The organism is Microbacterium meiriae, from assembly GCF_040686935.1.
Lineage (GTDB): Bacteria > Actinomycetota > Actinomycetes > Actinomycetales > Microbacteriaceae > Microbacterium > Microbacterium meiriae.
Window position 1 is genome coordinate 346,351 of record NZ_JBFBMF010000002.1, and the last position, 25,886, is coordinate 372,236.

At 70.4% G+C, this 25,886-nt stretch carries 20 protein-coding genes; 12 read left to right on the forward strand and 8 right to left on the reverse strand.

Features of this window, described 5'->3' with window-relative positions; genetic code table 11:
- Positions 1 to 6: 6 nt before the first annotated feature.
- Positions 7 to 1,044, forward strand: a complete 1,038-nt coding sequence (locus tag AB0P08_RS07040; RefSeq protein WP_363589001.1) for an alanine racemase — start codon at positions 7 to 9, stop codon at positions 1,042 to 1,044.
- Positions 1,045 to 1,070: 26 nt separating this feature from the next.
- Here AB0P08_RS07040 and AB0P08_RS07045 read toward each other — a convergent pair whose 3' ends face one another.
- Complete coding sequence (locus tag AB0P08_RS07045) at positions 1,071 to 1,289, reverse strand: DUF7455 domain-containing protein (RefSeq protein ID WP_187661569.1); 219 nt, start codon at positions 1,287 to 1,289, stop codon at positions 1,071 to 1,073.
- Positions 1,290 to 1,470: 181 nt separating this feature from the next.
- Between AB0P08_RS07045 and AB0P08_RS07050 the strand changes: the two genes are divergently transcribed.
- Complete coding sequence (locus AB0P08_RS07050; RefSeq protein WP_396667006.1) at positions 1,471 to 3,582, forward strand: DNA gyrase/topoisomerase IV subunit B; 2,112 nt, start codon at positions 1,471 to 1,473, stop codon at positions 3,580 to 3,582.
- A 60-nt stretch (positions 3,583 to 3,642) separates the two neighbouring features.
- On the opposite strand, the gene AB0P08_RS07055 is transcribed toward AB0P08_RS07050, so the two are convergent.
- Positions 3,643 to 6,084, reverse strand: a complete 2,442-nt coding sequence (locus tag AB0P08_RS07055) for a DNA gyrase/topoisomerase IV subunit A (protein WP_292794111.1) — start codon at positions 6,082 to 6,084, stop codon at positions 3,643 to 3,645.
- 44 nt (positions 6,085 to 6,128) lie between these two features.
- Between AB0P08_RS07055 and AB0P08_RS07060 the strand changes: the two genes are divergently transcribed.
- Entirely contained in the window at positions 6,129 to 7,250 is a 1,122-nt protein-coding gene (locus tag AB0P08_RS07060) for an alkaline phosphatase family protein (protein WP_363589003.1), read from the forward strand.
- Positions 7,251 to 7,266: 16 nt separating this feature from the next.
- On the opposite strand, the gene sepH is transcribed toward AB0P08_RS07060, so the two are convergent.
- A complete protein-coding gene (gene sepH, locus AB0P08_RS07065; protein ID WP_363589005.1) occupies positions 7,267 to 8,313 on the reverse strand; it encodes a septation protein SepH in 1,047 nt (348 codons plus the stop codon).
- A gap of 199 nt (positions 8,314 to 8,512) precedes the next feature.
- On the opposite strand from sepH, the gene AB0P08_RS07070 reads away from it, so the two are divergent.
- Positions 8,513 to 8,806 carry a DUF4193 domain-containing protein gene (locus AB0P08_RS07070; protein WP_060921810.1) on the forward strand — a complete coding sequence of 98 codons (294 nt, stop codon included), beginning with the start codon at positions 8,513 to 8,515 and terminating at the stop codon, positions 8,804 to 8,806.
- Between the two features lie 73 nt (positions 8,807 to 8,879).
- Here the strand turns inward: AB0P08_RS07070 and AB0P08_RS07075 are convergent, their stop codons facing one another.
- Positions 8,880 to 9,344 (reverse strand): DUF3093 domain-containing protein, encoded by a 465-nt coding sequence (locus AB0P08_RS07075; RefSeq protein ID WP_363589007.1) that lies wholly within the window; start codon positions 9,342 to 9,344, stop codon positions 8,880 to 8,882.
- A 12-nt stretch (positions 9,345 to 9,356) separates the two neighbouring features.
- Here AB0P08_RS07075 and dut point away from each other — a divergent pair, with 12 nt between their 5' ends.
- The 5 genes from dut to dxs all read left to right on the forward strand — a co-directional run bounded on the left by dut (position 9,357) and on the right by dxs (position 16,226).
- Positions 9,357 to 9,827, forward strand: a complete 471-nt coding sequence (gene dut, locus AB0P08_RS07080) for a dUTP diphosphatase (RefSeq protein ID WP_363589009.1) — start codon at positions 9,357 to 9,359, stop codon at positions 9,825 to 9,827.
- The gene (locus tag AB0P08_RS07085) at positions 9,824 to 10,411 is read left to right on the forward strand and encodes a DUF3710 domain-containing protein (RefSeq protein ID WP_060921813.1); all 588 of its coding nucleotides are present in this window, start codon (positions 9,824 to 9,826) and stop codon (positions 10,409 to 10,411) included. Before dut ends, AB0P08_RS07085 begins: the two co-directional genes overlap by 4 nt.
- Complete coding sequence (locus tag AB0P08_RS07090) at positions 10,408 to 11,142, forward strand: DUF3159 domain-containing protein (RefSeq protein WP_268776263.1); 735 nt, start codon at positions 10,408 to 10,410, stop codon at positions 11,140 to 11,142. Before AB0P08_RS07085 ends, AB0P08_RS07090 begins: the two co-directional genes overlap by 4 nt.
- A 108-nt stretch (positions 11,143 to 11,250) precedes the next feature.
- Positions 11,251 to 14,130, forward strand: a complete 2,880-nt coding sequence (locus AB0P08_RS07095) for an aconitate hydratase (protein WP_363589011.1) — start codon at positions 11,251 to 11,253, stop codon at positions 14,128 to 14,130.
- A 155-nt stretch (positions 14,131 to 14,285) separates the two neighbouring features.
- Positions 14,286 to 16,226 carry a 1-deoxy-D-xylulose-5-phosphate synthase gene (gene dxs, locus AB0P08_RS07100; protein ID WP_363589012.1) on the forward strand — a complete coding sequence of 647 codons (1,941 nt, stop codon included), beginning with the start codon at positions 14,286 to 14,288 and terminating at the stop codon, positions 16,224 to 16,226.
- 30 nt (positions 16,227 to 16,256) lie between these two features.
- Here the strand turns inward: dxs and AB0P08_RS07105 are convergent, their stop codons facing one another.
- Both AB0P08_RS07105 and AB0P08_RS07110 read right to left on the reverse strand, forming a co-directional pair.
- Positions 16,257 to 17,714, reverse strand: coding sequence for a glycerol-3-phosphate dehydrogenase/oxidase (locus AB0P08_RS07105; protein WP_363589014.1), 1,458 nt, complete (start codon positions 17,712 to 17,714; stop codon positions 16,257 to 16,259).
- Positions 17,711 to 18,319, reverse strand: a complete 609-nt coding sequence (locus AB0P08_RS07110; protein ID WP_363589016.1) for a TetR/AcrR family transcriptional regulator — start codon at positions 18,317 to 18,319, stop codon at positions 17,711 to 17,713. The genes AB0P08_RS07105 and AB0P08_RS07110 overlap by 4 nt, the downstream gene beginning before the upstream one ends.
- Positions 18,320 to 18,339: 20 nt before the next feature.
- Here AB0P08_RS07110 and AB0P08_RS07115 point away from each other — a divergent pair, with 20 nt between their 5' ends.
- The 3 genes from AB0P08_RS07115 to AB0P08_RS07125 are packed head-to-tail and all read left to right on the forward strand — an operon-like array spanning position 18,340 to position 22,541.
- A complete protein-coding gene (locus AB0P08_RS07115; protein WP_363589018.1) occupies positions 18,340 to 19,971 on the forward strand; it encodes an FAD-binding oxidoreductase in 1,632 nt (543 codons plus the stop codon).
- A gap of 1 nt (position 19,972) precedes the next feature.
- Complete coding sequence (locus AB0P08_RS07120; RefSeq protein WP_363589020.1) at positions 19,973 to 20,887, forward strand: YegS/Rv2252/BmrU family lipid kinase; 915 nt, start codon at positions 19,973 to 19,975, stop codon at positions 20,885 to 20,887.
- Positions 20,877 to 22,541 (forward strand): GMC oxidoreductase, encoded by a 1,665-nt coding sequence (locus AB0P08_RS07125; RefSeq protein ID WP_363589022.1) that lies wholly within the window; start codon positions 20,877 to 20,879, stop codon positions 22,539 to 22,541. The genes AB0P08_RS07120 and AB0P08_RS07125 overlap by 11 nt, the downstream gene beginning before the upstream one ends.
- On the opposite strand, the gene AB0P08_RS07130 is transcribed toward AB0P08_RS07125, so the two are convergent.
- Together AB0P08_RS07130 and AB0P08_RS07135 are read right to left on the reverse strand one after the other, a co-directional pair.
- The gene (locus AB0P08_RS07130; protein ID WP_363589024.1) at positions 22,542 to 24,683 is read right to left on the reverse strand and encodes a 3-hydroxyacyl-CoA dehydrogenase NAD-binding domain-containing protein; all 2,142 of its coding nucleotides are present in this window, start codon (positions 24,681 to 24,683) and stop codon (positions 22,542 to 22,544) included. It abuts the gene before it with no gap.
- Positions 24,680 to 25,885: a thiolase family protein gene (locus AB0P08_RS07135; protein WP_187661554.1), complete on the reverse strand. Its 1,206-nt coding sequence runs from the start codon at positions 25,883 to 25,885 to the stop codon at positions 24,680 to 24,682. Before AB0P08_RS07135 ends, AB0P08_RS07130 begins: the two co-directional genes overlap by 4 nt.
- Position 25,886 lies beyond the last annotated feature (1 nt).

Below are 25,886 nucleotides of genomic sequence, written 5' to 3' on the forward strand. Positions count from 1 at the left end.
GGGCCGATGCGACCAGAGCTCCGCCTGGACAGCGCCGTCTTCCGCGCGAACATCGCGGCCGTGCGCGACCGACTGGGCGACTCCACGTTGATGCTGGTGCTCAAGGACGACGCGTACGGCCACGGACTCCGCTGGGCGGTGGAGACCGCGCTCGAGGCGGGGGTGACGACGTTCGGCAGCTACGACGTGCGCGGGGGCCTCGACGTCCGGCGCCTCGCAGGCGGGACCGCGTCCGTGTTCGCCTGGGCGACCTCGACCGACGAGGAGATCGACGAGGCGCTCCTGCAGGACATCGAGCTCGGCGTCGGCACGATCGAGTACCTGCGCCGCATCGTCACGCGGGCCGACGTGCTCGGTGTACGTGCCCGGGTGCATCTCAAGATCGACACCGGCCTCCATCGCAATGGCGTGCGTCCGGAGGACTGGGCGGCGGCCGTTGCCGAGGCGAGGGCAGCCGAGAGCGCGGGCATTCTCGCGCTCGTGGGCGTGTGGAGTCACATCGCGGAGGCGAGCGACGCCGAGGACGACGAGGCCCAGTCCGTGTTCCTCGATGCCGTGCAGCACACCGGCCTGTCCGGAGCTGTGCCGGCGGCCCTGCACCTCACGGCGTCGGCGGCATCCTGGTGGCGTCCGGAACTGCGCGGCACGGTGTCACGGATCGGGGCGTTCTGCTACGGCATCCGTTCGGCGGACGGCCCGGATCTCGACGGTGTGCAGCCGGCGGCACGTCTCGTGGCCCCGGTCGTCCGGGTCGATGGCGACGCCGCGGTCGTGGCCGTCGGCAGTCTCGACGGCCTGCCCTCGACGCTGGCCGGGATGACGGTCGGTACCCCGGCCGGCCCCGGTGTGGCGCTCGAAATCGACCTGGCGACGACGACCGTCGAGGGCTGGCCGGGGATGGCTGTCGGCGACGAGGTGACGATCTTCGGGCCGGGCGCGCAGGGGGAGGAGACAGCGACGACCCTCGCCGAGCGGATCGAGACGGTGGGCGAGGAGATCCTCACCCGCCTCGGTCCGCGGATTCGGCGGAGGGTCGTGGAGTGAACCGGCTCGGCCGGTTCAGGCGCTGATCAGACCGTCTCGACGAGACGAGCGGTCTCGTCGTGCCAGCTCGTGGCCACGCTGCGCAGCTTCTCTTCGTACTTGCGGCCGTGGTGGGCGCAGAAGAGCAGCTCGGAGCCGTTGACCTCGGCGGCGATGTAGGCCTGTGCTCCACACGAGTCACAGCGGTCCATCGCAGTCAGGCGGTACTCGACAGCGGAGGTCTCACGTTCGGTCGTTGCATTCATCTCGGGGCCTCCTCGGGTGTCGGCGTCCTTGTTGGTCGTGCTCAATACAACCACGCTGCACCTGGGGGCATGCCCGGTCGACGGCGTGTTTCGCTCAGCGCGTACGCGCACACGCGCGAAGGCGGTGCCGCGGGGAGTGTCTGCGAGGGGCGGGACCGTCCCGCGAATAGACTCGGAGATTGTGAATGCCGAGTACTCCGCCCATCATCTCCAGGTGCTCGAAGGACTCGAAGCGGTCCGCAAGCGCCCCGGCATGTACATCGGCTCGAACGGTTCGCCCGGGCTCATGCACTGCCTCTGGGAGATCATCGACAACTCCGTCGACGAGGCGGTCGCCGGCAACGGCTCCCGCATCGACGTCATCCTCCACGATGACGGCAGCGTCGAGGTGCACGACCGCGGTCGCGGCATCCCCGTCGACGTGGAGCCCCGGACCGGTCTGACCGGCGTCGAGGTCGTCTACACCAAGCTGCACGCCGGAGGGAAGTTCGGCGGCGGCTCCTACGCGGCGTCGGGCGGTCTCCACGGCGTCGGCGCCTCGGTGGTGAACGCGCTCTCCGAGCGCCTCGACGTCGAGGTCGACCGCGGCGGCAAGACCTACGCGATGTCCTTCCACCGCGGCGAGCCCGGCATCTTCCAGGACTCGGGGGAGAAGCGGCCCGATGCGCCCTTCACCCCGTTCGAGGAGAACAGTGAGCTGCGCGTCGTCGGCAAGGCGCCGCGCGGGGTCACCGGTACGCGTGTGCGCTACTGGGCCGACCGTCAGATCTTCACCAAGGACGCCGCCTTCCAGCTCGCCGAGCTCGAGACCCGCGCGCGGCAGACCGCCTTCCTGGTCCCCGGCCTCGAGATCGTGGTCCGCGACGAGCGCGCCTCGAGCGCAGTGGTGGGGGAGGACGGCACCCCGGCCGGCCCCGTGGAGACCTCGTACCTCTACGAGGGCGGCATCTCCGAGTTCGTGGAGTACCTGGCGGTCGACCCGCCGGTGACCGACACCTGGCGCATCCAGGGAGAGGGCACGTTCACCGAGACCGTCCCGGTCCTGCAGCCTGACGGCCACATGGTGGCGACCGAGGTCGAGCGCGTATGTGCCGTCGACATCGCCCTGCGCTGGGGCACCGGCTATGACACCCGCATCCGCTCCTTCGTGAACATCATCTCCACGCCGAAGGGCGGCACGCATCAGCAGGGCTTCGAGCAGGAGCTGCTGAAGGTGCTCCGCAGCCAGGTCGAGCAGAACGCGCGTCGGCTCAAGGTCGGCAACGACAAGCTCGAGAAGGACGACGTCCTCGCCGGCCTCACCGCCGTCCTCACGGTCAACGTGCCGGAGCCGCAGTTCGAGGGTCAGACGAAGGAGGTGCTCGGCACGCCCGCGGTCCGCCAGATCGTCGCGCAGGTGATGCGCAAGGACCTCCAGCAGCGTTTCACCTCCACCAAGCGCGACGACAAGAGCCAGGCCACGCAGCTGCTCGACAAGATCGTCTCCGAGATGAAGGCGCGTGTGTCCGCACGCGCCCACAAGGAGACGCAGCGCCGCAAGAACGCGCTCGAATCGTCCACCCTGCCGACCAAGCTCGTCGACTGCCGGACGAACGACGTGGAGCGCAGCGAGCTCTTCATCGTCGAGGGCGACTCGGCCCTCGGCACGGCCAAGAACGCCCGCAACAGCGAGTTCCAGGCGCTGCTGCCCATCCGCGGGAAGATCCTCAACGTGCAGAAGGCGTCGGTCGGCGACATGCTGTCCAACGCCGAGTGTGCGTCCATCATCCAGGTGATCGGCGCGGGCTCCGGGCGGACCTTCGACATCGACGCGGCGCGCTACGGGAAGATCATCCTCATGAGCGACGCCGATGTCGACGGAGCGCACATCCGCACGCTCCTGCTCACGCTGTTCTTCCGCTACATGCGGCCGCTCATCGAGCATGGACGCGTGTTCGCCGCCGTGCCGCCGCTGCACCGGATCATCGTCATCAACCCGGGCTCGAAGCCGAACGAGACCATCTACACCTACAGCGAGCAGGAGCTGCACGCCCTGCTCGCCAAGCTCCGCAAGGCCGGCAAGCGCTGGCACGAGCCGATCCAGCGGTACAAGGGTCTCGGGGAGATGGACGCGGAGCAGCTCGCGAACACGACGATGGACCGTTCCGGTCGCCTGCTCCGCCGGGTACGGATGGAGGATGCCGAGGCCGCGGGCCGCGTCTTCGAGCTGCTCATGGGCAACGAGGTCGCCCCGCGGCGGGAGTTCATCATCGACTCCGCGGACCAGCTCTCGCGCGAAGCCATCGACGCCTGAGGGTGGCGGGGACGAAGAAGGGGACCCGGCGAGGCCGGGTCCCCTTTCTTGGCGGACGGGTCAGACGAGGGTCCGGCCGATGCTGCCGATGACGCCGTCGATCGGCTGGCCGGATGCATCGCGGCGCGCTCCGGGCTCGGGGAGCTTGCGCACCGCGCCGGTGGGGTCTACGGCCAGAGCCGGGCGGGGGCCGACCCAGGCGACCGTGAGGCGGTCCTCGCCCTTCAGGAAGGCGTGGGCGCGGACGCCACCGGTCGCGCGGCCCTTGGACGGGTACTCGGTGAACGCCGAGACCTTCGCGCGGCCCGGATCGGTGCCGGGCAGGATGCTCTCCGCGCCGGAGACCGTGGCGACGACAGCGTCGGTGTCCGGGCTGACGGCACCGAAGAAGAGGACCGCGGCGCCGGAGCCGAGCTTGATGCCCGCCATGCCGCCGGCGGGTGCTCCTTGCGGGCGGACCGCCGAGGCCGAGAACCGCAGAAGCTGGGCGTCGGTCGTCAGGAACACGAGGTCGGCGTCGTCCGCCGCGTCGGCCGCGCCGACGACCGAGTCTCCGCTCTTGAGGCCGATGACCTCCAGGTCCGGGCGCACCGGCAGGGTCGACGGCACGATCCGCTTGACGATGCCCTGCGCGGTGCCGAGGGCGACCGGGGTGTCGCTGTCGAATCGGATGAACCCGACGATGCGCTCGCCCTTGGTCGTGACCCCCAGGTAGTCGCGCAGCGGAGTCCCCGCGGCGAGCTGTACGGAGGTGCCGGGCACCGAGGGCAGATCGACGGGGGAGAAGCGGACGACGCGTCCCGTGCTCGTGAGCGCACCGACCTCACCGCGAACCGTCGTCTCGACGGTCGCGAGGATGGCGTCGTGTTTGCTCCGCCGGGCAGGGGCGGTGAGCTCCTGCCCTTCGCCGAGGTCCACGCGCACGGCGCGCCCCGTCGTCGAGAGGACCACGGTGGTCGGAGCGTCGGCGATCTGCAGATCCACCGCGCCCTTCGTCGCGCGGGGCTTCGGCGGGGCCGCGTTCATCAGCAGGGTGCGGCGCGGCGTCCCGTAGGCCTCGGCCACGGCGTCCAGCTCCTGGGCGACGGCGGCACGCAGCAGCGCCGGGCTGGCGAGCAGCTCCCGCAGCGATGCGATCTCCGCGAGGAGGGCGTCCCGCTCCGCCTCGAGCTCGATGCGCGAGAACTTCGTCAGGCGGCGCAGCCGCAGCTCGAGGATGTACTCGGCCTGCGGCTCGCTGAGGTCGAACACGGACCGGAGCCGGGTGCGGGCCTGCTCGGTGTCGTCGGACGACCGGATGACCTGGATGACCTCGTCGATGTCGAGGATCGCGATGAGCAGCCCCTCCACCAGGTGCAGGCGCTCCTCCCGACGGGCGAGACGGTACCGGCTGCGGCGCGTGATGACCTCGATGCGGTGGCCGACGTAGACGCTGAGCATCTCCTTGAGGCCGAGCGTTCGGGGCTGGCCGTCGACGAGCGCGACGTTGTTTATGCTGAAGGAATCCTCCAGCGGCGTGAGCCGGTAGAGCTGCTCCAGGACGGCGTTGGGGTCGAATCCGGTCTTGATGCCGATGGCGACGCGGAGGCCATGGTTGCGGTCGGTGAGGTCGGTGACGTCGCTGATGCCCTGGAGCTTCTTCGCCTGCACCGCGTCGCGGATCTTCTCGATCAGACGCTCCGGGCCGACCATGTACGGGAGCTCGGAGACGATGATGCCCGTACGTCGGGGACCCAGCGGCTCGATCGACGTGCGTCCGCGGACCTTGAGGGCGCCGCGCCCGGTCGTGTAGGCGTCCTTGACGCCGTCGAGTCCCATGAGGATCCCGCCCGACGGGAAGTCGGGGCCGGGGACATACTCCATGAGGTCCTCGGTGGTGGCGTCCGGGTGCTCGAGGAGGTGGGTCGCCGCGGCGACGACCTCGATGAGGTTGTGCGGCGCCATGTTGGTCGCCATGCCCACGGCGATGCCGCTGGCGCCGTTGACGAGCAGGTTCGGGAAGGCCGCAGGCAGCACTGCGGGCTGCTGGAACTGTCCGTCGTAGTTCGGGATGAAGTCGACGACGTCCTCGTCGAGGTTCTCGGTGAGCGACAGCGCGGGGGCGGCGAGGCGCGCCTCCGTGTATCGCGCGGCAGCCGGACCGTCGTCCAGGGATCCGAAGTTGCCGTGACCGTCGACGAGCGGCACCCGCAGCGCCCACTCCTGGGCGAGGCGGACGAGGGCATCGTAGATCGCGGAGTCGCCGTGCGGATGCAGCTTCCCCATGACCTCGCCCACGACGCGGGCGCTCTTGACGTGGCCGCGGTCCGGTCGCAATCCCATCTCCGCCATCTGGAAGAGGATGCGGCGCTGCACCGGCTTCAGGCCGTCTCTGGCATCGGGGAGCGCACGCGAGTAGATGACGGAATACGCGTACTCGAGGAAGGAGCCCTGCATCTCGTGGGAGAGATCGATGTCCTGGATGCGTTCCTCGACAGGCTCGGGCGGCGGGGTTTTCGGCATGGACTTCCTGAGGGCGTACGGGAGCCTGTGTCAGACTGGCTCGGATGTCCTTCATGCTACCGTCCGCGCCGCCGGGCGCCCGGAGCGTCGTCGGGGTGGCGGACGACCTGTGCGCCGCTCTCCGCGGCGAATCCGCCACGCTGGCCCGCGCCGACGCGGTGGTGCTGGTCGTGATCGACGGCCTCGGTGCGATCAGCCTCCGCGGGCATGCCGGTCACGCGCGGTCGCTGACCGCAGCGATGACGAAGAAGGACGTCGCGCAGACGGTCTTCCCTACGACGACGGCCGCCGCGCTGACGAGCCTCACCACCGGCGTGTGGCCGGGAGAACACGGCCTCGTCGGGTACCGGGTCAGGGACCCGAAACGGGATGTCCTCGTGAACCAGCTCAGCGGGTGGGAGACGGACGGCCTCGACCCGCTCACCTGGCAGGCGGCGCCCACCGTCTTCGAGCGCGCGGCAGTCGCCGGGCGGGAGACCTTCGCGGTCGGACTCGCGACCTACGCGCACAGCGGCTTCACCCGCGCCACGCTGAGGGGGGCGACGTTCGTGCCCGCTGCGACGCCGGAGGAACGCGTCGAGGTCGCGTACACGCTGGCCGAGGAGCATCCGGGATCGCTCGTCTACTGCTACCTCCCCGAGGTCGACAAGGCGGGGCACAAGCACGGTGTCGCCTCTGCCGAGTGGGTGGCGGCGCTGGAGCGGATCGACGGCGCGCTGTCGCTTCGCGTCCCTCCGCGGGTCGGCGTGGTCGTGACCTCGGACCACGGCATGGTCGACGTCCCGTTCCACCGGCAGGTGGTGCTCGAGGAGCACCATCTCGGGGGCATCCGTCATGTCGGTGGGGAACCCCGCATGCTGCACCTCTACCGCGAGCCGGACGCCGATGCGGCGCTGGTGACGACGCGTCTGCGCAGCGATCTCGAGGGCGCGGCCGATGTCGTCACCCGAGAGGAGGCGGTGCGGGCGGGCCTCTTCGGTCCGGTCGTGTGCGATGAGGTCCTCGATCGCATCGGCGACGTGCTGGTCATCGCCACCGGAGTGCGCGCGCTCTACGACGGCACCGCCGAGGACCAGCGCAACCGAGGGATGGTGGGACAGCACGGAGCGCTCACGCCGGACGAGACCCGGGTACCGTTCCTGCGGTTCGGGGCCTTCGCCTCCTGACGGGGCGCCGGAACGATTACTCGTCGGTGCGCGCTCCGAAGACGATCTCGTCCCACGACGGCATCGCGTTGCGGCGCCGTCGGCGTCCGCTGCCCTCGCTGTCGCCCGACCCGGGCTGACGCGGTGCGGGTTCCGGAGCCTCGGGCTCGTCGTCCGGCTCCTCGAGCGCGGCGAACAGGGCGATCGGGTCGGAATCCTCCTGGATCTCCTCGACCTCGTGCTCGATCGGCGACGGCTCCCGCTGTCCGCGGCGACGACGCAGGGCCTCGAGGAGGTCCGCGGTCTCCGGGCTCGTCGAGGCGGAGTCGGGAGCGCGGTTGATCGCCGCGTCCTGGACCGCCGGTGCCGAACGCTCGGGCTGCGCCGGCTCCTCCGCCTCCGCGGCGGGCGTCGGCACGAGGCGGGGACCGAAGGCACCCGAATCGAAACGGCTGTCGTCCTTATAGGGCGAGGCGACACGGTCGGCCTCCACCGCGCGCAGGCGGGGGATGAGTCCCTCCGGGAGTGAACCCTGGCGGGAGAGTTGCGTGGCATCGGCGTTCAGGGGCGAGAGGGCGCTGCGTCGCGGGTCGAAGCTCCAGCGCGCGTCGTGCTCGACGTCGTTGGCGGAGAACTCGAGCTTGATGATCCAGCCGGACTCCTCCTTCCAGCTGGCCCAGCGCTCGGACGATGCGGACACCTCGGCGAGCTTGGCGCGGACCGCAGCTCCGAAGGTGGGCTGCGCGTCCGGCTCGACCTCGCTGCCGATGAGGACGGGCACGGCGAGGGCCTGGCCGATGACGTGCTCGCGCTCGGCGAGGACGGGGCCCTCGAACCGGGCGACGTCGTCGACGCTGATCCCGAGCAGCTCGGCGACCTCCGCGGCGGTGAGACCGGCGCGGATCTGCGCCTGGATATCCCGCGGGCTCGCGGCGAGTTTCTGTGCGGCCGGCTCGGCCTGGCGGGTCGCGCGGCGGATCTCCCGCTGCAGCACCGCGTCGATGGGCAGCGCGAACCGCTCGCCCGCCTCGGTCGCGAGGACGAGCACTCCTGCTTCTGTGCCGACGATGGTGACGTTTTCCATGCGAATGCCCCTCTGATGGGTGTGCGTTCATGGTGTCACGCCGGACGGGCCGGGACAGGGAATACGGCGGGCGTGCCGTGAGTTTGCCCTGTCGCATGGGAGGGCATTTGCGAAACGCCCGCCGGTCATGCAAACTATGGCCGCCGATTACCCGACGGCGCACCCGCCCACTCGCACCATGAAAGTGGAGATTCACCGCATGGCAACCGATTACGACGCTCCCCGAAAGAGTGAAGACGACTCCGAGTCGATCGAAGCCCTCAAGGAGCGTGTGCCGGACAAGCTGTCCGGCACGACCGGAGACGAGGACTCCGACAACCCGTCGAGCTTCGACCTCCCTGGCGCGGACCTCTCCGACCTCGAGCTGGATGTCGTCGTGCTGCCCGCGCAGCAGGACGAGTTCACCTGCATGAGCTGCTTCCTCGTGAAGCACCGCTCGCAGCTCGACCACGAGGGACCCGACGGCCCCATCTGCAAGGAGTGCGCTGCCTGAGCAGCCCTCCGAGCGACGCCCCACGCGCCCCCGACCATCCCGGTCAGGGGCGCGCTGTCGTCTGCGGGGGCGGTCAGTCCTGTGCGGCGCGGATGGCTGCGGCGAGGCGGTCGGGGGTGCGGGTCGAGATCGTCCAGGCCACGACGGGGTCGGCCTCATCGGTGTTCGGCACCACGACGACTCCGTCGATGCCGCCGCGGATGAGGTGCCACCCGCGAGCCGGGAGCTCGGGTCCTCTGGCGCTGCGCGCCTCCTCGCCGGTCAGTGCCGTCGGCTCGCCGAGATAGCGCACGTCGATGTGGGCGCGTCCGGCTCGGAGGACGCCGTCCTGCACCGACACCACCGGAGCGAGGGCGAGGGCCGCCACCACGAGGAGCGCCGAGACCGCCGCTCCGAGGAGCAGCGCGAAGGTCGAGCCGACCGGCACGAAGATCAGGGACACCATCGGTCCCGCCAGGGCGATCGTGACCAGCAGCCACAGGCTGGGGGCCAGTCGTTCGTGGTAGCGGGGACGTGCGTCCGTTGCGGGGTTCTGCATTAGCCTCATGGGGTGACCGATTCCGTTGATGTCCCCATTATCGCCGCAGTGGTCCCCGGCTATGCACATCCGGGCGACGCCGGAGCCGATCTCGTCGCCGCCGAGGCCGTGCGGTTGGAGCCGGGGGAGCGGGCTCTCGTGCCCACGGGCGTGCGCATCGCGCTGCCCGACGGCTATGCGGCCTTCGTGGTGCCCCGCAGCGGTCTCGCGGCGAAGCACGGCATCTCGATCGTGAACTCGCCCGGCACCGTCGACGCCGGCTACCGGGGAGAGATCAAGGTGAGCCTGATCAACACGGACATCCGCAGCGCGTACGATGTCGCCGTCGGCGATCGCATCGCGCAGCTCATCGTGATGCCCGTCACTCGGGCCCGGTTCCTTCCGGTGGACGAGCTGCCGGACAGCGTTCGCGGCGCCGGCGGGTTCGGATCGACCGGCTATCAGGCACAGACCCCCGAGAACGAAGCAGGACAGGCGAAATGACCGACAGCAACGACACCCCCTCCAAGTCGGCGCCGGAGAACCGCGCCACCGAGGGCCCGTTCGACGACTCCGAGGCGAACCCCGTCCGCCCCTACATCGACCTCGGCGGGATCAAGATCCTGCCGCGCGAGGGCCTGAACCTGCGGCTCGAGGTGGAGGAGCAGAGCAAGCGCATCGTGGCGGTCGGGCTCGACTACGCCGAGTCCTCTCTCCAGGTGCAGCCGTTCGCGGCTCCGCGCAGCGGCGGTCTCTGGGATGAGACGCGGGTCCAGCTGCGCGACCAGGTCAAGGCGCAGGGCGGCCGCGTCGAGGAGCGGGAAGGACCGCTCGGCAAGGAGCTCCTCGCCGAGGTCCCCGCGACGGCCAGCGAGGGCTCCGGCCTGCGTCTCGCGCGCTTCATCGGCATCGACGGTCCCCGTTGGTTCCTGCGCGGCGTGATCGGCGGCGCGGCGGCGTCCGACCCCGAGGCCGCGGCGAAGGTCGAGGACCTGTTCCGCTCGATCGTCGTCGTGCGCGGGGGAGCGCCCATGCCGCCGCGCGACCTCATCCCGCTGAAGATGCCGGCGACGCCGGGCTCCGCGTGACCACGCCGGACCCCGAGGAGCCGCGCACGCAGAGCGCGTCGGAGATCCTCGGAGCAGCCCTCGGCGGTGCGGCGCGCAAGGCTGGGCTCGATCCGTCCGAGAACGCGCAGACGCACAAGGTCGTCTGGTCGGCCATGGGCGGCTGGCGCGGGATCCTGGAGTCGGTGCTGCCGAGCCTCGCGTTCGTGATCCTGTTCACCCTCCGGCCGGAACCCCTGCTGCTGCCCCTCGGAGTGTCGGTCGGTCTGGCCGCCGTGTTCACCCTCGTCCGGCTGGTGCAGAAGTCGCCGCCGTCGGCCGCCCTCGGCGGACTGATCGCCGCCGTGGCCGCCGCCGGGCTGGCCCTGTGGACAGGCCGTGGCGAGGACAACTTCGTCCCCGGCCTCATCACGAACGCGGTATACGGCTCGGCGATCCTCGTCTCCGCTCTCATCGGCTGGTCCGTCATCGGACTCGCCGTCGGCTTCCTCATGGGGGAGGGCACCGCCTGGCGTGCGGATCGTCGCAAGCGGCGGGCGTTCTTCTGGCTGGGCATCGCCTGGGCCGCGCTGTTCTTCGCGCGTTTGATCGTGCAGTTCCCCCTCTACCTGGCCGGCGACGTCACGGCGCTCGGAACCCTCAAGCTCGTGATGGGACTGCCGTTGTTCGCGCCGCTGATCGCCGTGACCTGGCTGGTCGTCCGTGCGCTCTATCCCCGCGCGTCGTCGCACGACGACCCCGCGGCGGCGTGATAGATTTATCTCGACATCAAGATGAATCACGGGCTTTCGCCGGTGACCTGCGCGGAGCAGACTGGTTAGGTCCCCCTTGCTAGCCGCGCGGCCGCACCGGCGAGCAAGATGGAGGCGCCTGTCGCTCCCATCCGAATAGAAGGAGACGGATTCGTGTCCACGGTGAACAGCTTCGGTGCCAAGAGCACCCTGACGGTCGGCAGCACCGACTACGAGATCTTCCGCATCGACACGGTGCCCGGTTTCGACAAGCTCCCCTTCAGCCTCAAGGTCCTCCTGGAGAACCTGCTTCGCACCGAGGACGGCGCGAACGTCACGAAGGCGCAGATCGAGGCGCTCGGGTCGTGGGACGCCAACGCGGAGCCCAACACCGAGATCCAGTTCACGCCGGCGCGCGTCGTCATGCAGGACTTCACCGGTGTGCCCTGCATCGTCGACCTCGCCACCATGCGCGAGGCCGTGACGGCGCTCGGGGGAGACCCGAACAAGATCAACCCGCTCTCGCCGGCCGAGATGGTCATCGACCACTCCGTCATCGCCGACCTGTTCGGCACCGAGAACGCGCTCGAGCGCAACGTCGAGATCGAGTACGAGCGCAACGGCGAGCGGTACCAGTTCCTCCGCTGGGGCCAGACCGCGTTCCAGGACTTCAAGGTCGTGCCCCCCGGCACCGGCATCGTCCACCAGGTGAACATCGAGCACCTCGCGAAGGTCATCTACGACCGCACCAACGGCGGCGTCCTCCAGGCCTACCCCGACACCTGTGTCGGCACCGACTCGCACACCACGATGGTCAACGGCCTGGGCGTGCTCGGCTGGGGCGTCGGCGGCATCGAGGCCGAGGCCGCGATGCTCGGCCAGCCCGTGTCGATGCTCATCCCGCGCGTCGTCGGCTTCAAGCTCTCCGGTGAGATCCCCGCCGGTGTGACGGCGACCGACGTGGTGCTCACCATCACCGACATGCTGCGCAAGCACGGCGTCGTCGGCAAGTTCGTCGAGTTCTACGGCGAGGGCGTCGCCTCCGTGCCGCTCGCGAACCGCGCGACGATCGGCAACATGTCGCCCGAGTTCGGCTCGACCGCCGCGATCTTCCCGATCGACGACGTCACCCTCGACTACCTGCGTCTCACCGGCCGCAGCGACGAGGCCGTCGCGCTCGTCGAGGCCTACGCCAAGGAGCAGAAGCTCTGGCACGACGCCTCTCACGAGCCCGTCTTCAGCGAGTACATGGAGCTCGACCTGAGCACGGTCGTCCCGTCCATCGCCGGGCCGAAGCGCCCGCAGGACCGCATCCTCCTCTCCGAGGCGAAGACGCAGTTCGAGCAGGACATCCTGAACTACGCCACGGCCTCGACCAGCGACGACATCGTCGACCTCGAGTCCAAGCACTCCTTCCCGGCGTCCGACCCCGGTCAGGTCCCGGGGGAGGAGGAGCCGACCACGCGTCCGGTGCACATCAGCAGCGGTGCGCCGGCCAACGTGTCGAACCCCGTGCCGGTCACGACTCCCGAGGGCGAGCAGTACACCCTCGACAACGGCGCCGTCACGCTGGCCGCCATCACGTCGTGCACCAACACGTCCAACCCGTCGGTCATGATCGCCGCCGGTCTCCTCGCCCGCAAGGCGCGGGAGAAGGGCCTCAAGCAGAAGCCGTGGGTGAAGACCACGCTCGGCCCGGGGTCGAAGGTCGTCACGGACTACTACGAGAAGTCCGGCCTGGACAAGGACCTCGAGGGCCTCGGCTTCTACACGGTCGGCTACGGCTGCACCATCTGCATCGGAAACTCCGGTCCGCTGATCGAAGAGGTCTCCGAGGCGATCAACTCGCACGACCTCGCCGTGACGGCCGTCCTCTCGGGCAACCGCAACTTCGAGGGCCGCATCAGCCCGGACGTGAAGATGAACTACCTGGCGAGCCCGCCGCTGGTCATCGCGTACGCCCTCGCCGGCTCGATGCACTTCGACTTCGAGACGGACGCGCTCGGCACGGACGCGGACGGCAACGACGTGTTCCTCAAGGACATCTGGCCCTCGCCGGACGAGGTGCAGGAGATCGTCGACTCGTCGATCTCGCGCGACCAGTTCATCAAGCAGTACGCCACCGTGTTCGACGGTGACGAGCGCTGGCGCAACCTGCCCACGCCGGACGACGACACGTTCCAGTGGGACGAGGACTCGACCTACGTGCGCAAGGCCCCGTACTTCGATGGCATGACGATGGAGCTCACCCCGGTGAAGGACATCGAAGGTGCCCGGGTCATGGCGACGCTCGGCGACTCGGTCACCACCGACCACATCTCGCCGGCCGGAAACATCAAGCCGGGCACCCCCGCGGCCCAGTACCTCACGGAGCACGGCGTCGACCGCAAGGACTTCAACTCCTTCGGCTCGCGTCGCGGCAACCACGAGGTCATGATCCGCGGGACCTTCGCGAACATCCGCCTGAAGAACCTCATGGTCTCGGCCGTGAACGACGGGCAGATCGTCGAGGGCGGTTACACCCGCGACTTCACCCAGCCCGACGGCCCGCAGTCGTACATCTACGACGCGTGCATGAACTACGCCGAGCAGGGCACCCCGCTCGTCGTGTTCGGCGGCAAGGAGTACGGCTCCGGCTCGTCGCGCGACTGGGCGGCCAAGGGCACGAGCCTCCTGGGCGTCAAGGCCGTGATCACGGAGAGCTTCGAGCGCATCCACCGCTCCAACCTCATCGGCATGGGCGTCGTCCCGCTGCAGTTCCCCGCGGGGGAGAGCTGGGAGTCGCTGGGTCTCGACGGCACCGAGATCGTCTCGATCACGGGGCTCGAGGAGCTCAACAACGGCGTCACCCCGAAGACGGTCAAGGTCACCGCCACCCCGAGCGAGCACTCGCCCGAGGGCAAGCAGCCGGTCGAGTTCGACGCGGTCGTCCGCATCGACACCCCCGGTGAGGCGGACTACTACCGCAACGGCGGCATCCTGCAGTACGTGCTGCGCTCGCTCGTCTGAGGCGCATCGATGAAGGGGCCCGTGTCCACCGACACGGGCCCCTTCGGCGTGTCAAGGGTCCCCCGCCCTCGGGGGATTCCCGGCTCCGAGCGGTAGGATCGGGAAGACGTCCGCACCCGTTCGGACGCTCCGTCGAGGCCTGTGAGGAGGCGCAGATGCCCATTCTTCCGAGCATCTCTGGACCGCGCGATCTTGATCGGCTCTCTCCGGAGCAACTGGAAGAACTCGCCTCGGAGATCCGCGCGTTCCTCGTCGAGAACGTCTCGCAGACGGGCGGTCACCTCGGGCCGAACCTCGGCGTGGTGGAGCTGACGATCGCCCTGCACCGCGTGTTCTCCTCTCCGGACGACCCCTTCATCTTCGACACCGGCCATCAGTCGTACGTCCACAAGATCCTCACCGGTCGCCAGGACTTCTCGAAGCTGCGCGTCCGGGAGGGGCTTGCCGGCTACCCGCAGCGCGCGGAGAGCGCGCACGACGTCGTCGAGTCGTCTCACGCCTCCAGCTCCCTGAGCTGGGCCGACGGCGTGTCGCGGGCACTCACCGCCACCGGCCGCGCGGACCGACACGTCGTCGCGGTCGTCGGCGACGGCGCGCTGACCGGCGGTATGACATGGGAGGCGCTGAACAACATCTCCGACGACAACGACCGCAACCTCGTCATCGTCGTCAACGACAACGGCCGCTCGTACGCGCCGACCATCGGCGGCATGTCGCGCTTCCTCAACCGGGTCCGCACCGCCGCGGCCTACAAGGACCTCCACCACAAGTCCGATCGCCTCTTCCGTGCGTTCGGGCCGGTGGGACGCGCAGTGTTCCGCGGCGTGCGCGGCGGCACGCACGGCTTCCTCTCGCGGTTCACGAACAACGAGGCGCTGTACTCCAACCTCGACATCAAGTACCTCGGCCCGGTCGACGGTCACGATCTGCCGGCGCTGCTGGAGACGCTGGAGCTCGCGAAGTCCTACGGTGCACCGGTCATCGTGCACGCGATCACCGAGAAGGGTCGCGGCTACCAGCCGGCCCGCGACGACGAGGCCGACCAGTTCCACGCGGTCGGCAAGATCGACCCGACGACGGGGGAGACCCTGTCCTCAGGCGGCCGAGGGTGGACCGATGTCTTCTCCGACGCTCTCGTGAAGGTCGGGGAGCGACGCTCGGACGTGATCGCCATCACCGCCGCCATGCTCCGGCCCACCGGCCTCGCCCCCTTCGCGGAGCGCTTCCCCGACCGGGTCTACGACGTCGGCATCGCTGAGCAGCACGCGGTGGCCTCGGCCGCCGGACTCGCGTACGGCGGGCTGCACCCGGTCGTCGCCGTCTACGCCACGTTCATGGGGCGCGCGTTCGACCAGGTACTCATGGACGTCGCGTTGCACCGGGCGGGCGTCACGTTCGTGCTCGATCGCGCCGGCGTCACCGGCCCGGACGGACCGAGTCACCACGGCATGTGGGATCTGGCGATGCTGCAGATCGTCCCGCACATCCGCATCGCAGCCCCCCGCGACGGCGCGCGGCTGACCGAGGCACTGGACGAAGCGGTCGCCGTGGAGGACGCCCCGACTGTCATCCGCTTCCCGAAGGGCGATGTCTCCGCTGACCTCCCGGCGCTCGAGCGCCTCGAGGACGGCGTGGACGTGCTCGCACGGGGCGAGGGCGAAGACGTCCTCATCGTGGCGATCGGCCCGTTCGCCGCCCTGGCCGTCGATGTGGCCGATCGGCTGCGCGCCCAGGGCATCGGCGCCACCGTGATCGACCCGCGCTGGGCGATCCCCGTGCAGCCGTCGGTCGTCGAGCTCGCTGCGCAGCATCGACTGGTGATCACGCTGGAGGACGGCATCCGCGTGGGCGGCATCGGCACGCGCGTGCGGCAGGTGCTCCGCGAGGCGGGCATCGACACGGCCGTCGACGAGCTGGGTCTTCCCGACGAGTTCATCGACCACGCGTCGCGCGACCAGATCCTCGCCGATGCCGGTCTCACGGCCTCGAAGATCGCTCAGGACGTCGTGGCGCAGGTGCTCGGTACGCGCATCCCGAAGGCGCGCCACGCCGGGGAGACCGGTGCGATCGAGCTCCCCCTGCACGAGCGCCACTGACGGAGGCTCCCTGCGACCGGCCTCCGGCGGTCAGGGTGAGTCGGCGAGGGTCTCGGCGACGATCCGTTCCACCGCTGGGAGGGCTCTAGCGCGTTCGTCGGGGACCAGCCCGATCCGCGTACGGCGGTCGAGGACGTCGGCCGCGGTGAGCGCGCCCTGCGACCGGACCGCGTGCTCGACGACCGGTCGGGAGAGGGCGATGCCGTCCGCAACGGCGTCCTGCGAGCCGTTGTCCGGGGCGGGATCGTCGATCAGCCGCAGGGTCGCGGTGCCGCTGGACCCGACCCGGAGGCCGCGCTGTCGCACCGCCAGATCCACCGCGTCCTCCGCCATGCGTCGGTAGGTCGTGAGCTTGCCGCCGAGCACGGAGACGACCCCGGACTCGGAGGTGCGGACGAGATGCCGGCGGGAGACGTCCGCCGTCTCGGCCGCTCCGGTGTCGACCAGTGGACGCAGCCCCGCGAACGCCCCGCGGACGCGGTCCCGCGCCAACGGCACCGCGAGCAGGCGGTTCAGTGTCTCCAGGAGGAAGTCGATCTCGGTCTCGGTGGGCTCGGCGACGGAGGGGATGGGTCCGGGCGCATCCACGTCGGTGAGTCCGACGATGACACGCCCACCGCGCTGGGGCAGGGCGAACACGTAGCGGCTGATGGAGCCTTCGAGCGGGATGGTGAGCGCAGCGGTCGGATGCCCGAGGTCTGCGGCGCCGAGGACGATGTGGGTGCCGCGGCTCGGGCGCAGCGTGAGGCCGTCGTCCAGAGTCGCCGCCCAGACTCCGGTGGCGTTGACGACCGCCCGTGCACGGATCTCGATGCGTTCCCCGGTGAGCATGTCCGTCGCCGTGGTTCCGTCGGCATGCAGCCGCTCGGCGCGCACCCTGGTCAGGATCCGCGCGCCGAGACCGGCCGCCGTCCGGGCGACGGCCACGACGAGGGCGGCGTCATCGGACAGCTGGCCGTCGTACGTGACCATGCCCCCTCGGAGTCCCCAGGGGTTGAGCGCGGGGAACAGGCGCAGCGCCCTCGCCGTCCCGACGGCGTGCGGTCCCGGCAGCACCTTCCCGCTCGTGCGCGCTTGCAGGCGGAGGAGGTCGCCCATGGCCATCCCCGCCGCTCCGGCCCCGCGCTGGCGGCCGCTGACGCCGGGCGCGAAAGGGAGAAGCTGCCCGAGCGGACGGATGAGGTGGGGCGCGATCACCGTCATCAGCAGATGCCGTTCGCGTGCGCTCTCGCGTGCCGTCGCCACGTCCCCCGTCGCGAGATACCGCAGCCCGCCGTGGACGAGTTTCGAGCTGAACCGGCTCGTCCCGAACGCGAGGTCCTCCGCCTCGATCAGGGTCACGCGGACTCCGCGCGATGCGGCGTCCAGGGCCACGCCCGTTCCGGTGATCCCTCCGCCGACGACGAGGAGGTCGCAGGTGTCGTCGGCCGCGGCGTCGAGTTCGCGTCGACGGCGGCCCGCATGGAGGGCGGTCGAGGCAGGGGTCATGGCCGCAGGTGACCGTCCAGCGCGGCGCGGAGCTCGCGCTCCCAGGTCCGCTCGTCGATGAGGTCGGCCACCGTCGCGTGCGACAGCACAGCGGACTGGGCGATCAGGAGCAGCATGACGGCGATCTCGCCGGGGGCGCCCCCGCGCACCGATCCGTCGGCCTGGCCGGCTGCGATAGCGTCGGACAACCACCGCAGGATGAGCCGCTGGCTGGACCCCACGCGGTGCAGGGTGTAGCGGGTGAACGCTTCGGGCTCCTCGTCGAGGAGATGGGCGTACACCGGGTCGGCGCGGAACAGCGAGGTGAACCGCAGCACGTCCTCGACGAGAGCGTCTCGCGAGTTGGCTCGCTCGGGGAACCCGTCGAGGAGGTCGGCGACCCGCCGCAGGAGCGCGGAACGGACGACATCGTCGGCATCCCGCCACGTCCGGTAGATGGTGGGCCGGCTGAGGCCGGAACGCCGTGCGAGGGCGGCGATCGTCACGCCGTGCACGCCGCCGCGGACGAGCAGGTCATCGGCCGCGTCGAGCACGCGCCGCTGCGTGGCGTCCCACGCCGGGGCGAGGGAGCCCGAGGGAAGGGTGGCAGATTGACGTTCTTCCATGATGTGTCACACTGTAACGCATGGAGCAGCGGAACGGCAGTGGAGCCGACAGACCCGAGATGCGCTGGAACGGGTGGGGCGACCCGAGTCGGGCGAAGGACCTCCCGCTCGCCGTCCGCGGGCTGCTGCCGTTGCTGTTGGGCCGCGTGCGGCGCCCTCCGCAGCCGCCCGCGCTGGAGGACGTGCGCGTCCGGCCCTCCCGGCTGACGGCGGACGATGTCGCTGCACTCGAAGATTCCGTGGGCGCCGATGCGGTCGACGTCTCGACTGCGGGACGGCTCCGGCATGCGGGAGGACGTTCCACGCCCGATCTCCTGCGTCGACGGGCTCTCGAGCAGGATGCGCCCGATGCCGTCGTGTCTCCCGCGGACCACGACGCCGTCCGTGCGTGTCTCGCTGTGGCGGGGGAGCGGGGGCTCGCCGTGATCCCCTTCGGCGGGGGAACGAGCGTCGTGGGGGCGCTGGACCCGGAGCCCGGCCCGCATCGCGCCGTGCTCAGCCTCGATCTGCGCCGGCTCTCCGGCCTGCTCCACCTCGACACGCTGAGCGGCGAGGCGACCCTTGCGGCGGGGACGACCGGACCCGATGCCGAAGCGCAGCTCTCCGCACACGGCTTGGAGTTGGGTCACTTCCCGCAGAGCTTCCGGTACGCCACGATCGGAGGGTTCGCGGCTGCACGGTCGTCCGGACAGAACTCCGCGGGCAACGGGCGGTTCGAGACGATGGTGACGGGGATCCGGGTCGCGACACCGACGGGAGACCTCGACCTCGGACGCGCGCCGGGGTCGGCGGCCGGCCCCGATCTCCTCCGCCTCTTCCTCGGCTCCGAGGGGATCTTCGGCGTCATCACCGAGGTCCGGGTCCGCGTGCACCCGGTGCCGACGGTGCGGATCTTCGAGTCGTGGACCTTCCCCGATTTCGCCGGCGGTGCCGATGCGCTCCGCCGCGTCGTGCAGCAGGGGGCAGGTCCCACGGTCATCCGTCTCTCCGACGAGGCCGAGACTGCCGTGAGCCTCGCCCAGGTCGGCCGGATCGGGAAGGCCCTCGCGAAGGGAGCGAGCGTCGTGACGGTGTTCGAGGGCGACGAGGCCGCGGCGCGCCGCGACCGGACCGCAGCGATCCTCGCCGCGGCGGGCGGTCGTCCCGCGGGCACCGGCGATGCGGAGGAGTGGGCGGCGGGACGATTCGACGGACCCTACCTGCGCGATGCGCTGCTCGACGCCGGGGTCTTCTGCGAGACGCTGGAGACGGCGACGACCTGGTCGAACCTGCGCACTCTGAAGGAGGCCGTCGAGGCGGCGCTGCGGGACGGCTTCGACGCGGTCGACGCGCGTTCGTACGTCATGTGCCACGTCTCGCACGTGTATCCGACGGGCGCCTCCCTCTACTTCACGGTGCTCGCCGGACTGCGACGCGAACCGTTGGGCGCGTGGGCCGAGGTGAAGGGCAGGGTGAACGACGCGATCCTCGCGAACGGCGGGACGATCAGCCATCATCACGCCGTGGGTCGTGATCACGCCCCCTGGCTCGCGCAGGAGATCGGTGAGACCGGCGTGCGGATCCTCACCGCCGTCAAGCGGGAGCTGGACCCTCGCGGCATCATGAATCCGGGTGCCGTGCTCGTCGATGTCCCGACGAGGGCGACCGTCTGAGATGGGGCACATCGCGGTGCTGTCGAATCCGCTCTCCGGCAAGGGCCGTGGGCAGCGGGTCACCGAGGAGGCGCTCGATCACCTGCGACAGCGGGGCGCGGATGTCCGCGTCTACGTCGGAGGGTCGCCCGCGGAGACGAGGCGGCTCGCGATGCTCGCGCTGGACGCGGCACCGGACGGGCTCGTCCTGGTGGGCGGCGACGGCACCCTCTCGGGCATCCTCGACGTGGTGTGCGCCGCAGGCGTCCCGGTCACGGTGGTCCCCGCCGGCACCGGAAACGACCTGGCGCGAGCGCTCGGGCTGCCGCGCACGGACGTGGCGGCGGCTGTCGAGCTCGCCCTGACCGGTCTGCCCCGCCCCATCGACATCGGCGAGGTGCGGACGTCGACGGGCACGTCGCTGTTCCTCACCGTGGCGGCGCTGGGGTTCGACGCCCGCGTGAGCGATCGTACCAATCGCCTCCGCTGGCCGTCCGGCGCACTGCGGTACTACCTCGCGCTGCTCATCGTGCTCGTCCGGCTGCGCCCGCTCGACTTCACGATCCGCGCCGATGACGGCCCGGTGATCCCCGCCCGCGGCACTCTGGTGGCGGTCGGGAACACGGCCAGCTACGGCGGGGGGATGCCGGTCTGCGTGGGCGCCGTTCCGGATGACGGCACCCTCGACGTGGTCGCCGTGGGACCCCTGGGCCGCCTCCGCCTGGTGCGCCTGTTCCCCGTGCTCCTGCGCGGGACGCATCTCGCGCGCCCGGAGGTGCACCACCTCCGGGCGCGCGAGGTCACCGTCGCCGCGCCCGGTCTCGTGGCCTACGCGGACGGCGAGCGCGTGGGGGAGGAGACCTGCACGATCTCGGTCCGCGCGGCGGCGCTGACCGTCATGACCGACGCGGAGAGGGGGGACGCACATGTTCGATGAGGACGTCGTGATCGTCGGGTCGGGGTTCGGCGGCTCCGTCGCCGCCCTCCGGCTCACCGAGAAGGGCTACCGCGTCCGCGTGTTCGAGGCCGGGCGACGATTCGCCGACGAGGACTTCGCGAAGACGAGCTGGGACGTGCGTCGCTATCTCTGGGCCCCGGCGCTCCGGTGCTTCGGAGTGCAGCGCATCCATCGGCTTCCGCACGTGATGATCCTCGCCGGCGCCGGCGTCGGCGGCGGGTCGCTCAACTACGCGAACACGCTGTACGAGCCGGGCGCGGCGTTCTTCGCCGACCCGCAGTGGTCGTCGATCCGGGACTGGAGCGCGGCTCTGGCCCCGCACTACGCCACGGCCAAGCGCATGCTCGGCGTGGTGGAGCACTATCCTCACGACGGACCCGTCGAGCGGATCATGGCCGGTGCCGCCGAGGACCTCGGGGTGGGCGCGACCTTCCGCCGGGCACCCGTCGGCGTGTGGTTCGGCGTACCCGGTGAGCGAGTCGCTGACCCGTTCTTCGGCGGTGAGGGCCCCGAGCGCACGGGCTGTACGCTCTGCGGCAACTGCATGGTCGGCTGCCGCGTCGGTGCCAAGAACACCCTGATGAAGAACTACCTCGCCCTCGCCGAGCGCCGCGGAGCGGTCATCGAGCCGCTGCGTACCGTGACCGAGGTGCGGGAGCTCCCGAACGGCGGATTCTCCGTCACGACGCGCCGCAGCGGCTCCTGGTTCCGACGGCGTCCTCAGACCGTCACGGCACGGGAGGTCGTCCTGGCGGCGGGCACCTGGGGCACCCAGCAGCTCCTCCATCGGATGAAGGCCGCCGGCGCGCTGCCGCACGTCTCCGACGCCGTGGGCCGGCTCACCCGCACCAACTCGGAGGCCTTGGACGGCGCCGTCGCCGTCCGGGTGCCCGAGCGGGTGGACCTGGCGCGGGGCGTGGCGATCACCACATCGTTCCACGTGGATGACCGCACCCACGTCGAGAACGTCCGCTACGGTCCGGGGTCGAACCTCATGGGCGCTCTCGCCACCGTGCTGGTCCCGGGCGACCGCGCGCTTCCGGGGCGCCTCGCCGCGCTGGCGGCCTCGCTGCTGCGCCGCCCCGCCCGGGCCCTGCGCCTCGCGTCCCTCCGGCGGTGGAGCGAGCGCGGGATCATCGCACTCGTCATGCAGACCGCCGACAACTCGCTCACGCTGTCGCTGCGGCGCCGCTTCGGGCGGACGAGGCTGACGAGCGCGCAGGGTCACGGTGCGCCGAATCCCAGCCACCTCCCCGAGGCGCATCGCGCGGCCCGTGCCATCGCTGCGCGTCTGGAGCGCGAGGGTGGGGTTCCCGCCGAGGCGCGCGGCTCGTGGCCGGAGGTCTTCGGGATCCCGCTCACGGCACACTTCCTCGGCGGAGCCGTGATCTCCGGTTCACCGGAGGAGGGTGTCGTGGACGAGTATCAGCGCGTCTGGGGACACCCGGGGTTGCACGTCGTCGACGGGGCCGCTGTGCCCGCCAATCCGGGGGTGAACCCGTCCCTGACCATCACCGCGCTCGCGGAGCATGCCCTGTCGCACTGGCCGCGCCGCGGCGAGCCGGATGCCCGTCCGGCACCGGGGACGACACAGGGGGCCACGCCTACGGCGCGACCCCCTGCGGAGACGTGATCAGCGGCTTTCGATGCCGCGGATCTGCGGGGTGTGGAAGGAACCGCCGAACGCGCGCTCGGACGCCCCCTCGCGATCGAGATACGGCGAGGCCCCACCGTCGATGAACGGCCAGCCTGCCCCGAGGATGAGGCACAGGTCGATGTCCTCGACCTCCGGGACCACGCCCTCGTCGAGCATCAGCTTGATCTCGGTCGCGAGCCCGTCCTGCACGCGCTGCAGGATCGTGGCCGCGGATGCCGGGCTCTTGCCGACGGCGGGCGCCAGGACCTTCTCGGCCTGCTTCGTCCAGCCGACCACACGCCCGCCCTTGTCCTTCTCGACGACCTGGTCGAGCTCGGCGAGGGCGTGGAAGTTCTCGTTGGCGTAGAACCGGTCGGGGAATGCGCGCACCATCGTGTCCTGCACGTGCGCTGCCACCTTCCAGCCGACGAGGTCGATGAGCTGGAAGGGCCCCATCGGCAGGCCGAGCGGCGCGAACGCCTTCTCGACGTCGGCGATCGGAGTGCCCTCGTAGACGGCGCGCGCCGCCTCGCCCATGACCTTCGCGAGCAGGCGGTTCACCACGAAGCCCGGGGCGTCGGCGGTGAGCACCGCGTTCTTGCCCAGGTTCTTGGCGACGACGAACGCGGTGGACAGTGCGGTGTCCGCGGTCATCGGCGTCTTCACGATCTCGATCAGCGGCATGACCGCGACCGGGTTGAAGAAGTGGAAGCCGACGAGCCGTTCGGGGTGGGCGAGCTTCGCGCCGATCTCCTCGACCGACAGCGACGAGGTGTTCGTGGCGAGCACCGCGTCCTCCGCGATGATCTTCTCGATCTCACCGAAGACCTGCTGCTTGACGCCGACCTCCTCGAAGACCGCCTCGATCACGAAGTCGCAGTCCGCGTAGAGAGCCTTGTCGGTGGTGCCCGTGACGAGCCCGCGCAGCTTGTTCGCGGTGTCCGCGTCCACGCGGCCCTTGGCCTCCAGCTTGCCGATCTCCTCGTGGATGTAGGCGACGCCCTTGTCCACGCGTGCCTGGTCCAGGTCGGTGATCAGCACCGGCACCTGGAGCTTGCGCACGAACAGCAGCGCGAACTGGCTGGCCATGAGACCCGCGCCGATGATGCCGACCTTGGTGACCTTCTTCGCGAGCTGTTTGTCCGGTGCGCCGACCGGACGCTTCGCACGCTTCTGCACGAGGTCGAAGGCGTACATCGACGCGGCGAACTGGTCCCCGGTCACGAGTTCCGCCAGCGCCTCGTCCTCGCGGGCGAAACCCTCCGCCTTGGTGCCGCTCTTCGCCTTGTCGAGCAGCTCGAGAGCCGCGTAGGGCGACTTCGGCACGGTGCCGATCTTGGACTCCAGCATGCCGCGCGCCATCTTGATGGCGATCGGCCACTTGGTGAGCCGCTCGATCTTGCCCGGCTCGTTCTTGCGCACGACCTTCTTGCCGCCGAGGACCGCGTCGGCCCACGCGAGCGAGTTCTCGAGGTAGTTCGCGGCGGGGAAGATGGCGTCGAAGATGCCGAGGTCGAAGGCCTGCTGCGGCTTCAGCATGCGGTTCTGCTTGAGCGGGTTGGAGATGACCACCTCGAGGGCGTTCTCGATGCCGATGAGGTTCGGCAGCAGGTACGCCCCGCCCCAGCCGGGGATGATGCCGAGGAAGACCTCGGGGAGCGCCACGGCCGCCGCCGATGCGTCGACCGTGCGGTACGTGGAGTTCAGCGCGATCTCCAGGCCACCGCCCAGTGCGAGTCCGTTCACGAACGCGAACGACGGCACGCCGAGCTCGCTCAGCTTGCCGAGCACCTTGTGGCCGAGCTGGGCGATCAGACGCGCGTTGTCCCGGGAGCCGACCTTGCTGATGTCCGAGAGGTCGGCACCGGCGGCCATGATGTACTGCTTGCCGGTGACGCCGACCGCCTGGATCTCGCCGGCCGCCGCGCGGCTCTTCAGGCCGTCGAGTGTCGCGCCGAGTTCGGTGAGGGTGGCCGGACCGAGGGTGTTCGGGCGGGTGTGGTCCCGACCGTTGTCCAGCGTGATCAGGGCGAGGACCTTGCCCGACGCGAGGCGGATGTCACGCACGGGGGAGTGCGTGATGACCTCTCCCTCGGTGAGCGCCTGGATGGGCGAGAAGTCGACGTCGTCGTAGCTCACTTCTTCTTCTTTCCGTCGTAGTGCGGGTTCTCCCAGATGACCGATCCGCCCTGACCGAGACCGACGCACATCGCCGTCAGGCCGTAGCGCACGTCGGGGCGCTCGGCGAACTGCGCCGCGAGCTGGATCATGAGGCGGACGCCGGATGCGGCCAGCGGGTGGCCCACGGCGATCGCGCCGCCCCACGGGTTCACGCGGGGGTCGTCGTCGTCGATGCCGAAGTGGTCGAGCAGGGAGATGACCTGGATGGCGAACGCCTCGTTGAGCTCGAAGAGTCCGATGTCGGAGATGTCGAGACCGGCCTTCTTGAGCGCCTTCTCGGTCGACGGGATCGGGCCGATGCCCATGATCTCGGGCTGCACACCGGCGAAGGCGAACGAGACCATGCGCATCTTGGGCGCGAGTCCGAGCTCCTTGACGGCGCCGCCGCCGGCGAGCAGCGACATCGTCGCGCCATCGGTGAGCGGCGACGACGTCCCTGCGGTCACGCGACCGTGCGGACGGAACGGCGTCTTGAGGCCGGCGAGGTCCTCCATCGTGGTCTGCGGACGGCGGCCCTCGTCCTCGGTGGCCAGACCCCAGGCGCCGTCGGCGCCCTTGATCGCGACCGACACGAGGTCCGGCTGGATCTTGCCGGCGTCGTAGGCGGCCTGCACCTTCTGCTGGCTGCGCATGCCGTAGCGGTCGGAGCGCTCCTTGGTGAGGTGCGGGAAGCGGTCGAAGATGCGCTCCGCGGTGACGCCCATGTTGAGAGCGCCCGGGTCGACCATCTTCTCCGCCACGAAGCGGGGGTTCGGGTCGGCGTTCGCGCCGATCGGGTGGTGGCCCATGTGCTCGACGCCGCCCGCGAGGGCGAGGTCGTACATGCCCACGCCGATCGAAGCGCCCATGGTGGTCACGCTCGTCATCGCGCCGGCGCACATGCGCTCGACCGCGAGTCCGGGGACGGTCTGAGGCAGTCCGGCGAGGATCGCCACCGACCGTCCGAGGGTGAGCCCCTGGTCGCCGGTCTGGCTCGTCGCGGCGATCGCGACATCGTCGATGCGGTCCGCCGGCACGGCCGCGTTGCGCTCCATCAGGCCGATGGTCGCCTTGACGGCGAGGTCATCCGCGCGGGTGTTCCAGTACATGCCCTTTTCGCCGGCGCGCCCGAAGGGGGTGCGCACTCCATCGACGAAGAAGACGTCCGAGATCTCGGCCACT

What these genes read in the sequence shown, in the direction of transcription:
- AB0P08_RS07040 (WP_363589001.1), top strand. Translation starts at nt 7, where the DNA reads ATGCGACCAGAGCTCCGCCTGGACAGCGCCGTCTTCCGCGCGAACATC.
- AB0P08_RS07045 (WP_187661569.1), bottom strand. Translation starts at nt 1,289, where the DNA reads ATGAATGCAACGACCGAACGTGAGACCTCCGCTGTCGAGTACCGCCTG.
- AB0P08_RS07055 (WP_292794111.1), bottom strand. Translation starts at nt 6,084, where the DNA reads ATGCCGAAAACCCCGCCGCCCGAGCCTGTCGAGGAACGCATCCAGGAC.
- AB0P08_RS07060 (WP_363589003.1), top strand. Translation starts at nt 6,129, where the DNA reads ATGTCCTTCATGCTACCGTCCGCGCCGCCGGGCGCCCGGAGCGTCGTC.
- sepH (WP_363589005.1), bottom strand. Translation starts at nt 8,313, where the DNA reads ATGGAAAACGTCACCATCGTCGGCACAGAAGCAGGAGTGCTCGTCCTC.
- AB0P08_RS07070 (WP_060921810.1), top strand. Translation starts at nt 8,513, where the DNA reads ATGGCAACCGATTACGACGCTCCCCGAAAGAGTGAAGACGACTCCGAG.
- AB0P08_RS07075 (WP_363589007.1), bottom strand. Translation starts at nt 9,344, where the DNA reads ATGCAGAACCCCGCAACGGACGCACGTCCCCGCTACCACGAACGACTG.
- AB0P08_RS07085 (WP_060921813.1), top strand. Translation starts at nt 9,824, where the DNA reads ATGACCGACAGCAACGACACCCCCTCCAAGTCGGCGCCGGAGAACCGC.
- AB0P08_RS07095 (WP_363589011.1), top strand. Translation starts at nt 11,251, where the DNA reads ATGGAGGCGCCTGTCGCTCCCATCCGAATAGAAGGAGACGGATTCGTG.
- dxs (WP_363589012.1), top strand. Translation starts at nt 14,286, where the DNA reads ATGCCCATTCTTCCGAGCATCTCTGGACCGCGCGATCTTGATCGGCTC.
- AB0P08_RS07105 (WP_363589014.1), bottom strand. Translation starts at nt 17,714, where the DNA reads ATGACCCCTGCCTCGACCGCCCTCCATGCGGGCCGCCGTCGACGCGAA.
- AB0P08_RS07110 (WP_363589016.1), bottom strand. Translation starts at nt 18,319, where the DNA reads ATGGAAGAACGTCAATCTGCCACCCTTCCCTCGGGCTCCCTCGCCCCG.
- AB0P08_RS07115 (WP_363589018.1), top strand. Translation starts at nt 18,340, where the DNA reads ATGGAGCAGCGGAACGGCAGTGGAGCCGACAGACCCGAGATGCGCTGG.
- AB0P08_RS07120 (WP_363589020.1), top strand. Translation starts at nt 19,973, where the DNA reads ATGGGGCACATCGCGGTGCTGTCGAATCCGCTCTCCGGCAAGGGCCGT.
- AB0P08_RS07125 (WP_363589022.1), top strand. Translation starts at nt 20,877, where the DNA reads ATGTTCGATGAGGACGTCGTGATCGTCGGGTCGGGGTTCGGCGGCTCC.